The 7,638-nt window shown below is 57.0% G+C and carries 7 protein-coding genes and 1 tRNA gene; 5 read left to right on the top strand and 3 right to left on the bottom strand.

Features of this window, described 5'->3' with window-relative positions; genetic code table 11:
* Both BR48_RS0123260 and BR48_RS0123250 read left to right on the top strand, forming a co-directional pair.
* Positions 1–1,269, top strand: a 1,269-nt coding sequence (locus BR48_RS0123260; RefSeq protein WP_027233511.1) for a sulfatase-like hydrolase/transferase, incomplete at its 5' end; no start/stop codon positions are given.
* A 498-nt stretch (positions 1,270–1,767) separates the two neighbouring features.
* Entirely contained in the window at positions 1,768–2,043 is a 276-nt protein-coding gene (locus BR48_RS0123250; protein ID WP_051615435.1) for a DUF1294 domain-containing protein, read from the top strand.
* Positions 2,044–2,184: 141 nt separating this feature from the next.
* Here the strand turns inward: BR48_RS0123250 and BR48_RS0123245 are convergent.
* Positions 2,185–2,261 (bottom strand) — tRNA-Met (locus BR48_RS0123245).
* Positions 2,262–2,831: 570 nt separating this feature from the next.
* On the opposite strand from BR48_RS0123245, the gene BR48_RS0123240 reads away from it, so the two are divergent.
* Together BR48_RS0123240 and BR48_RS0123235 are read left to right on the top strand one after the other, a co-directional pair.
* Entirely contained in the window at positions 2,832–3,815 is a 984-nt protein-coding gene (locus tag BR48_RS0123240) for a Gfo/Idh/MocA family oxidoreductase (RefSeq protein WP_027233509.1), read from the top strand.
* Positions 3,816–3,969: 154 nt separating this feature from the next.
* Positions 3,970–5,091 (top strand): DegT/DnrJ/EryC1/StrS aminotransferase family protein, encoded by a 1,122-nt coding sequence (locus BR48_RS0123235; protein WP_027233508.1) that lies wholly within the window; start codon positions 3,970–3,972, stop codon positions 5,089–5,091.
* Between the two features lie 72 nt (positions 5,092–5,163).
* Here the strand turns inward: BR48_RS0123235 and mnmA are convergent, their stop codons facing one another.
* Positions 5,164–6,354, bottom strand: coding sequence for a tRNA 2-thiouridine(34) synthase MnmA (mnmA, locus tag BR48_RS0123230; protein WP_027233507.1), 1,191 nt, complete (start codon positions 6,352–6,354; stop codon positions 5,164–5,166).
* Between the two features lie 301 nt (positions 6,355–6,655).
* Between mnmA and BR48_RS26045 the strand changes: the two genes are divergently transcribed.
* Entirely contained in the window at positions 6,656–6,931 is a 276-nt protein-coding gene (locus BR48_RS26045) for a DUF1153 domain-containing protein (RefSeq protein WP_081816000.1), read from the top strand.
* A gap of 69 nt (positions 6,932–7,000) precedes the next feature.
* Here BR48_RS26045 and BR48_RS0123220 read toward each other — a convergent pair whose 3' ends face one another.
* Positions 7,001–7,462, bottom strand: a complete 462-nt coding sequence (locus tag BR48_RS0123220) for a paraquat-inducible protein A (RefSeq protein WP_036815367.1) — start codon at positions 7,460–7,462, stop codon at positions 7,001–7,003.
* Positions 7,463–7,638 lie beyond the last annotated feature (176 nt).

The following is a 7,638-nucleotide window of genomic DNA, read 5'->3' as shown; positions in this document are numbered from 1 at the left end:
ATGCCGGGCGATCCGCACGGTATCCAGGATTGGATGCCAACCATTGCCGATGTAATGAAGTCGAAAGGATACGCCACAGGCCAGTTCGGGAAGAACCACCTCGGCGATCAGGATCAACACCTGCCGACAAATCATGGCTTTGACGAATTTTTCGGCAATCTCTATCACCTGAATGCTGAGGAAGAGCCCGAGGGATATTTTTATCCGAAGGATCCGTCTTTCCGAAAGCAGTTCGGCCCGCGCGGTGTGATCAAGTCGAGTGCGGATGGAAAGATCGAAGATACGGGCGCGCTCAATACCAAGCGGATGGAAACCATCGATGAGGAATTCCTTGCTGCTGCCAAGGACTATATCGATCGCCAGCATAAGGCAGACAAGCCGTTTTTCGTCTGGTTCAATTCCACGCGGATGCACGTCTTCACGCACCTTAAGCCTGACTCGATGGGAAAAACAGGCAAAGGAATTCATGCTGACGGCATGGTCGAACATGATGGACACGTCGGACAGCTTCTAGATCAGTTAGATGAACTCGGAATCGCCGAAAATACCATTGTCCTTTACACCACCGACAATGGCGCTGAACTCGCGCTTTGGCCGGATGGCGCCCAGACAATGTTCCACGGCGAAAAGGGAACGACGTGGGAGGGCGGTTTCCGTATTCCCATGATGGTCCGCTGGCCAGGAGTCGTCAAACCTGGGACAGAGGTTAACGACATTGTTACGCTCATGGATTGGATGCCGACATTCGCAAGCGCGGCGGGCATCCCCGATCTCAAGGACCAAATGAAGACAGGCTTCAAATCCGGCTCGAAGGATTTCAAAGTCCACCTGGATGGCTATGATCTCATGCCGTTACTCAAGGGGGATACACAAACGGGCCCGCGTGACGCGGTGTATTACTTCGATCAAGGCGGCAACCTCAATGCCATACGTTGGAACGACTGGAAGTTGAGCTTTGCAGTCGCCAGCCACGGCAACATTGCAACGGCCACCAGGGAAGTGCCGAGTTGGGCTCTTATCGCGAACTTGCGTATGGATCCGTATGAGCGCGGTATGGAGGATGGAGGCGGTGCGCTCGAATTCCTCGCTCGCAACATGTGGTTGCTTGTGCCAGTCCAAGGAAAGATCAAGGAGTTTTTCTCGGATTTCACTCAGTTTCCTTATCAGGAAGGCAGTTCCCTCAATGCAAGCGGCATCAACTACGGGATGCTGCGCCAGCAAGACGCGCTCAAACGGCTTAACGATTTAGAAGCGCTGCGGCCTCAATAAGTGTCCGGTCATGTCGCGGGAGGCCACTTGGCCTCCCGTCAGGACAACGTGATCGACAACCGTCGAAAAGCGACCAAAACTAAAATAGAGCTTTGATTGCAAATATCGCCCATGGATACGCCGCCCTTCCAATAAAATCGTTGGAAATCAATAGCAGCCAGTTGCAGCATGATGCGACACTCATCACCTATTCTAGGACATCCGTCAACTTGGTATCTGGTTGATTCTATTGAGAAAAGAAATGGTAGCGAAGGAGGGATTCGAACCCCCGACACAAGGATTATGATTCCTTGATCTTGCTCTGATTTCTTTAGATAATCGCTAACCGTGTCGGAAACCCCAGGCCCCGAAATGGTCCAGAATCTGAACAATCCTACTCATTGCAGAACGGGGACGTTAAGCACCGATGGTTATGCTGTCGGGCGGCAATGAGGGATTCGTCCGATGGAAAGCCAGACTTGGGTGACAGAGGGGGCTTACCCTTTGGTTTTTTCGTACATGTTAATCGCCAACCTCGTATCTTTTTTACTATTCGGCTGGGATAAGCATTGCGCGCGCCAGGCGGGCCGGCGCATCCCAGAACGCACACTTCTTGCGTTAGCCTTGCTGGGCGGCACGATAGGCGCGGTAGCGGGACAGCGAGCTTTTCGACACAAGACACAAAAGGAACCCTTCCGAACACGGCTGGGGCTGATTATCGTGCTTCATGCGGCAGGCTGCGGTGCGATCCTTGGGGCTATCCTATGGAATGGTATCGCCGAAGCACTGACTTAATCTGACTAACGCAAGGATTATCCGGTAGTTTCCGGCAACCTTTGAAAATACAGGAAAATTATCTGCGACATAACTGCGACATGACGCTCTTATCGAGGTCATGCACGTTCGCTATCACCTTGAGTTAACGAGATAAAGTTATGGTAGCGAAGGAGGGATTCGAACCCCCGACACAAGGATTATGATTCCTCTGCTCTAACCTACTGAGCTACTTCGCCCCATATGCCAAGCGTTCCGTCAATGGCCTGCCTTTAAAGCTGTACCGGGGAACGCGCTGTCAATCGACAGGGACGGGCGGGGTATATGTGCGTAGAAACTGCCTGTCAAGTGGATGGCTCGGCCAAGTTGCGAATGGCTCCTCGGGTCAAAGCACACGGATGACCGGGAAGGTGGGAAAATTAAAGTAACGCGTCTTCGCACCCAATATAGCCGGTCCGAGATCATTTGAATTGCGACGACGCGATCCTCTCTTTGTCAGCGCATCAATAGGTGCCCCCTCATCCACCAGCATTGCAGTCTTCCTTGTCCACCACTGCCGGCACCCTAATCCACAAGTGCCGTCACCCTAATCCGCCGTTGCCGTCATTCTCGCGTTTCAACCGAGGGACGGCGCTTGTCCCGAGGTTCACTCTCCCGGGTAACTGATGCGATCTTGCCGTTGCGCCGCGCCCGAATCTCAAGGAATTGTGCACCGGCTTTAAAACCTCGACATGGAATTGCCGGGTTCGAGGTCTTGTCATCGTTTCTTGCTCCAGATATTGGATGCCGACATGAAGAAGGCTGAAAAGATGGCTCCACGGATTGCAGTGCTTGGTTGCGGCTATTGGGGCAGCAACCATATCCGTACCCTGAAGAGCCTTGGCGCCCTTTATGCCGTCTCGGACCAGAACAGCGATCGTGCCGCGGGCTTTGCCGCCGAGCAAGGCGTCCTGCATATTGCGGCGGACGAAATCTACACGCATCCGGACGTCGACGCGATCGTCATGGCGCTGCCGCCGCAGTTTCACGCGCAGGCTGCAATCAAGGCCGTTCGCAACGGCAAGGACGTGCTCGTCGAAAAGCCGATCGCGCTGACTGTGCCCGACGCCGAAGCTGCGGTGAAAGCTGCGCACGATAATGGCCGCATCTTCATGGTCGGCCATGTGCTGCGCTTTCATCCGGCTTTCGAAAAGCTGCTCGACCTGATCAAGGCCGGCCATCTCGGAAAGGTGCGATATATCCATTCGCACCGGCTTGGCCTTGGCAAGTTTCACACTGAGAACGATGCGCTCTGGGATCTGGCTCCGCATGATTTGTCGATGATCCTGGCGATTACTGGGACCGAGCCGATCGAAGTGCGCGGCGAGGGCGCCGCGGTGCTCGACCACCTCAGCGATTTTGCGCACCTCCACCTTCGCTTTCCCGACAATGTGCGCGGGCATCTCTTTGCTTCGCGCCTCAATCCCTATCGCGAGCGTCGCCTGACCGTCGTCGGCACCAAGGCCATGGCCGTCTTCGATGACATGGAGCAATGGGACAAGAAACTCGCGGTCTACAAGCACTCGATCTGGCAGGATAACGGCGCCTGGGCATCGACCACGGAAGAGCCGACCTATGTCAAGATTGCACAGGGCATGCCGCTGACGCGCGAACTGCAAAATTTCATATCGTGCATCGAAACGCGCGAGGAGCCGCGCACCGATGGCGAGGAAGCAATCCGCGTGCTGCGCATCCTGACAGCCGGCACGGTGGCGCACACGGAGCCCAAGCGCGATACACCAGCCTACGGTTGACGCGCGCAAAGATTGCACTCGGCATAAAGCGTTGTTACAAGGCCGCACAAACTTTGAATGGCGACGTCTGGCGGTCCACTGGCTGCCCATCTAAACAATCGCCTTGACTGTTGCTCGCGGCGATTGCGCGAGCATATTTGATATTGGAGCAATGATGCAGTTCATCGATCTCGGCGCACAGCGTGAACGGATTAGCGGCAAACTCGACGCGGCAATCGCCAAGGTCGTTCGCGAGGGTAAATACATCCTCGGGCCTGAAGTTGCCGAATTCGAAAAGCGTCTCGCCGAATATGTCGGCGTCGAACATGTGATCGCCTGCGCCAACGGCACCGATGCGCTGCTGATGCCGCTGATGGCGAAGGGCATCGGTCCGGGCCACGCGGTGTTCGTCCCGAGTTTCACCTTTGCTGCAACCGCCGAAGTCGTGGCGCTTGCCGGGGCCGAGCCGGTATTCATCGATGTCGATCCCGAGACCTACAACATCAATGTCGAGCAGTTGCAGGCGGCAATTGCCGCCGTGCGCGCCGAAGGGCGCCTCGAGCCCAAGGCGATCATTCCGGTCGACCTTTTCGGTCTTGCCGCCGATTACACCTCGCTTTCCGCCATTGCCGCCAAGGAAGGCCTCTTCGTTATCGAGGACGCGGCCCAATCGATCGGCGGCAAACGTGACAATGCCATGTGCGGCGCGTTCGGCGATGTCGCGGCAACCAGCTTCTACCCGGCCAAGCCGCTCGGATGCTATGGCGATGGCGGGGCGATGTTCACTAATGACGCTTCGCTCGCCGAGGTCTTGCGGTCTGTGCTGTTCCACGGCAAGGGCGAGACTCAGTATGACAATGTCCGTATCGGGCTCAATTCGCGCCTCGACACGATCCAGGCGGCGGTGCTCATCGAAAAGCTCGCCATTCTCGAGGACGAGATGGAAACGCGTCAGGTGGTGGCGAAGCGCTACGCTAATGGCCTGAAGGACGTCGTCAAGGTTGCGCACATGCCAGCCGGCTCGCGCTCGGCCTGGGCACAGTACGCGATCGAGACGGACAAGCGCGATGACTTGAAGGCGCATCTTCAGGCAAACGGCATTCCTTCGGTGATTTACTACGTGAAGCCGCTGCATCTGCAGAAGGCTTATGAGCATTATATGCGTGCGCCGGGAGGGCTACCGATATCGGAGACCCTGCCGAAGAATATCCTCTGCCTGCCGATGCACCCCTACCTCAGCGAAGCCGATCAGGACCGTATTATCGGTACCATCCGCGAGTTTCACGAGAAGGCCTGAGAGTTAGGGCGCTCCCGGTGGCGCCTCGGGCTATGTCCCGAGAACCATCTGGCATGAGACAAGCAAACCGCCTCACGCGGCGGCGTGGCCCTGCTGGGCGAGCCGCTTCAGCATGGCTTCGGCCTTTGGAGCGCGCTCGGAGCGGCCGATAAAGCCGCCGCCATAGACGCGGGCCGTATTGCTGTTGTCGGAATAGAGCACGCAGGCCTGGCCGGGAGCAATGCCGCTTTCGCCGTCGACGAGTTCGACGAAGGTCTCGCCGTCGCGATGGTGCAGGAGTGCCGGGCGCGGCGGACGGGTGGAGCGGACCTTGGCGTAGACTTCGACACCGCCCTCGGGAATTGCCGAAAGCGGGCCATCGCCGAGCCAGTTGATGTTGCGCAGAAACACCTTGTGCGTTTCCAGGGCCTCGCGTGGGCCGACGACGACCCGCGCATTCTTGGCATCGAGATGGATGACGTAGAGCGGATCGCCCGTCGCGACGCCAATGCCGCGGCGCTGGCCGATCGTATAGTGGACGATACCCTCGTGCCGGCCGAGCACGCGCCCGTCGATGTGAACGATATCGCCCGGGTTCGCGGCCTCAGGCTTCAGCTTCGAGATGATGTCGGAATATTTGCCCTGCGGCACGAAGCAGATGTCCTGGCTATCCTGCTTGTTGGCGACGGTAAGGCCGAGCTCCTCGGCGATGGCGCGGGTTTCGGTCTTGGTCATGCCGCCGAGCGGAAAGCGCAGATAGTCGATCTGTTCCTGCGTCGTCGCAAACAGGAAATAGCTCTGGTCCTTGTCGGTATCGACCGGCCGATAGAGGGCACGGTGGGCACCATTGGCGTGGCTGCGGATATAATGGCCGGTCGCCAGGGCATCGGCGCCGAGATCACGCGCGGTCTGCAACAGGTCGGCGAACTTGACAGTCTGGTTGCAGGAAACGCAAGGGATCGGCGTTTCGCCGCTGACATAGCTTGCAGCGAACGGATCGATCACAGCTTCGCGAAAGCGCGCCTCGTAATCGAGCACGTAATGCGGGATGCCGAGGAGTTCGGACACCCGGCGCGCATCCTCGATGTCCTGGCCAGCGCAGCAGGAGCCTGCGCGATGGGTCGAGGCGCCATGATCGTAAAGCTGCAATGTCACGCCGACGACATCATAGCCTTCGCGTTTCAGGATGCCCGCGACGACAGAAGAATCCACGCCGCCGGACATGGCAACGACGATACGGGTGTCTTCCGGCTTTCCCGGCAGATCGAGGCTATTCAAGGTCATAAGCGGATCCGGTTCTTGGAAGCGGCATAAAGGCGCAGCGCTATTGTCGGGCTCTATATAGGTGAATTGACCGGTTCTGCCAACAGGAAGTGCGCCAAGATAAGTCTTTCTCGTTCAAAGTTTTCTGAACAAAGCCGACGGGCACCCGGTGAAATATTTGCAGTTGGACAAAAGTTTAATGAAATCCCTACGCCTCCATTAACCGAGGTTACCAGACAATGACTCGGCGTTTAGGCAATTATTAAAGCCCTCTCTGTAATGTCTGCTGCGATAGGTCTTGAAGTTTAGTGTAGAGAGTACAATGACCGATCTTGTTCGACCGAGAGTAAAATATGTTATCGGCCCGGATGGCAGTCCACTGACCATCGCCGATCTTCCACCCGCGAATACGCGGCGTTGGGTCATTCGCCGCAAGGCTGAGGTGGTTGCCGCTGTGCGCGGTGGTCTTCTTAGTCTTGAGGAAGCATGCCAGCGCTACACTTTGACGGTGGAGGAGTTCCTGTCCTGGCAGTCCTCGATCTCCGATCACGGGCTGGCTGGCCTTAGAACAACCCGGATACAGCAATATCGTCATTAGATGATGGTGCAAGAAAGTTGGGAGAGGCTGGTCGCAAGACCAGCCTTTTTCCATTTGGCCATGCCGCGATTAATCTGCCTGCTTTTCCCTGGCAACGATGAGGTGGGCCGCGACCGCCGAAAGTATTGCCGAGGCGGTGAAGAACCAGAGGCCCGGCTGTGCGATCGCGGTAGCAAGCCCGCTGGTCTTGGCGCCGAAAATCACGAGGGCGACCAGAAGCACGTCGAGCATCGACCATTTCGACAATAGCCCGACCCAGCGATGAAGAGCGCGGGACGCGGCCGGTACCTGCGCCGCGGCCATCTGCGCGACGCCGAGCTTTACGACCGGCAGGATAACCGAAAAAAGAAGGACGGTGAGCGCGAGGAACCAGTCGCCGCTACGCCACAGGGAGCCGATGATATCGAGAAGCGACGGGCTTTCGTCGAAGAAATAGAGCTTGCTCACATTCATCAGCGGCATGGTCAGCCCTAATGCGAGGGTGAATGTCGCGACGAAAAGCAGGATCGGAATGATAAATCTTGTCGACATGCTGATATCCGACCGAGGCTGACAGCCCATGCATGAAGGAAATGCATGGCCACCGTCAAGGACGGCGAAGACAATTTGCGCCCACGGCAAGAGATTGGCCGTCGCGATGACAGGATCGGCTCAATTTAAACAAGATTTACACTAGACAGACTGGATCACATTCACTTGTTACCGAT

This window comes from Phyllobacterium sp. UNC302MFCol5.2 (genome assembly GCF_000686005.1).
GTDB classification, from domain to species: domain Bacteria; phylum Pseudomonadota; class Alphaproteobacteria; order Rhizobiales; family Rhizobiaceae; genus Phyllobacterium; species Phyllobacterium pellucidum.
The sequence above is the reverse complement of the archived record's forward strand: the minus strand, read 5'-3'. Positions and strand labels throughout refer to the sequence as shown.

Excerpts from the sequence above, each read along its gene's own strand:
- BR48_RS0123235 (WP_027233508.1), top strand. The coding sequence starts at position 3,970 with ATGCAGTTCATCGATCTCGGCGCACAGCGTGAACGGATTAGCGGCAAA.
- BR48_RS0123250 (WP_051615435.1), top strand. The coding sequence starts at position 1,768 with ATGTTAATCGCCAACCTCGTATCTTTTTTACTATTCGGCTGGGATAAG.
- BR48_RS26045 (WP_081816000.1), top strand. The coding sequence starts at position 6,656 with ATGACCGATCTTGTTCGACCGAGAGTAAAATATGTTATCGGCCCGGAT.
- BR48_RS0123220 (WP_036815367.1), bottom strand. The coding sequence starts at position 7,462 with ATGTCGACAAGATTTATCATTCCGATCCTGCTTTTCGTCGCGACATTC.
- mnmA (WP_027233507.1), bottom strand. The coding sequence starts at position 6,354 with ATGACCTTGAATAGCCTCGATCTGCCGGGAAAGCCGGAAGACACCCGT.
- BR48_RS0123240 (WP_027233509.1), top strand. The coding sequence starts at position 2,832 with ATGGCTCCACGGATTGCAGTGCTTGGTTGCGGCTATTGGGGCAGCAAC.